General features: G+C 61.2%; 1 protein-coding gene. It reads left to right on the forward strand.

Going from position 1 to position 1730, the window contains the following annotated elements:
* Nucleotides 1–86: 86 nt before the first annotated feature.
* Nucleotides 87–1646, forward strand: a complete 1560-nt coding sequence (locus FHK95_RS19925) for an IS1182 family transposase (RefSeq protein WP_150306370.1) — start codon at nucleotides 87–89, stop codon at nucleotides 1644–1646.
* Nucleotides 1647–1730: the final 84 nt, after the last annotated feature.

Raw genomic sequence — 1730 nt, forward strand, 5'->3', positions numbered from 1 at the left:
TCCTGGGGGTGTAGCGCGCCTGAGACTGTGAAAGTATTTCCATTATTCGGTAGGCTGGTGGTTGCCCACTCTCTCTGGTGTAAAGCATGACCCAACGCCGTTATAAGTCAGGCATTGATCGCTCCCAAGAGACGCTGTTCCCGCCCCGGCTGGAGGACTACGTCAGTGAGCATAATCCGGTCCGGGCGATTGATGCGTATATCGGCAGCCTGGATATGAATGCCTTGAATTTCACGCACAGCGCCCCGGGACGCCATCAGGCTGGCCAACCGGCCTACGCGCCGCAGATGCTGTTGAAACTCTACCTCTACGGATACCTCAACCGGCTGCGCAGCAGCCGGGCGCTGGAGCGTGAATGCCAGCGCAATGTGGAGCTGATGTGGTTGCTGGAAGGTCTGCAACCCAGTTACAAAACGATCGCAGATTTTCGCAAGAACAACGCTCGGGCATTGCGCGGGGCGCAGGCGCAGTTCATCGCGCTGTGCCGGGCGCTGGGGCTTTTCGGTGGCCAGCTGGTGGCGGTGGACGGCAGTTTCTTCAAGGGCAATGTCAGCCAGGGGAGCTTTCGGACACACAGGGGGCTGACGGCTCAAATTACCAAGCTGGAAGAGGAGCTGGCGCAGTGGCATCAGGCTCTGGACGCGGCGGATCGCGAGGAGGCTGGAGAGCCAACCAGCCGAGAAGAGAGTGATCTGGCCGAGAAGCTGCACGCACTGCGTGAGGCTCTGAAGGAGAAGACCGAGGCACGAGCTGACCTCGAGCAACGAGGCAAGAGCCAGCACTCGCCGGTCGATGAGGATGCCCGTTTGCTGAGCAAGCGGGGGCAGAGGGTGGCGGGCTTCAATGTCCAGATTGTCACGGATGCCCGGCACAAGCTGATCGTCACCGATGAGGTAACGGACGAACCGAATGACCTGCATCTACTTCACCCCATGAGCGCTCTGGCCAAGGCCGTGCTGGGCGTCGAGACACTGGAGGTGGTGGCGGATGCAGGCTATGTCAACAGCGTGCAATGCCACCAGTGCCACGAGGACGGGATCTATCCTTACTTGCCAGTGCCGTCGGCGCGGGGTCGTACGGTCGCACCGGGTCGATTGTCGCGGGAAGCCTTTGTCTACGAGCCTGAACACGATCGCTATCGCTGTCCCGAAGGATACTATCTGATCGCCTCCTCCAAGCCCAAGGAGCAGGCGGGCCATTGGATACAGCGCTACCGCAGTCGGCGCCGTGATTGCCGCGATTGTGCGCGCCGGGTCGAGTGCCTGCCGGCCAAGGGGCAGGTCCGGGAGATATGGCGCGACCAATACGAAGCCGATACCGAAGCGGTTCGGCAGAGGGCGATGGCCCGCCCCGAGCAGTTGGCACAGCGCAGTGAGTTGGTGGAACACCCGTTCGGCACCCTCAAGCGACGGGCTGGCTGGGACCACTTCCTGGTACGGGGTCTGGAGAAGGTCCGTGGCGAGTGGAGTTTGATGGCGTGGGCGTACAACTTCAGTCGCGTGTTGAATCTACTGGGACTGGAGCGGTTCCTGGAGGTCTGCCAACGGCTGGCAGAGCTGTTGGCGTGTATTGTGGCCCTTTTGTGGGCGCTGTTGGCGTATGGGCTCCCTCTGAGAAGCGCTTGGCACCTGCAAGCGACTCAATAGCAGACAACAGCCGCCTTTTCGGTCTGTTGGGCTCGAGAGCGAAGGAGAGGACATACTTTCACAGTCTCGCCTGCGCTACGCCAA

The organism is Pseudomonas saliphila (assembly GCF_008638345.1).
In the GTDB taxonomy this organism is placed as follows: Bacteria; Pseudomonadota; Gammaproteobacteria; order Pseudomonadales; family Pseudomonadaceae; genus Halopseudomonas; species Halopseudomonas saliphila.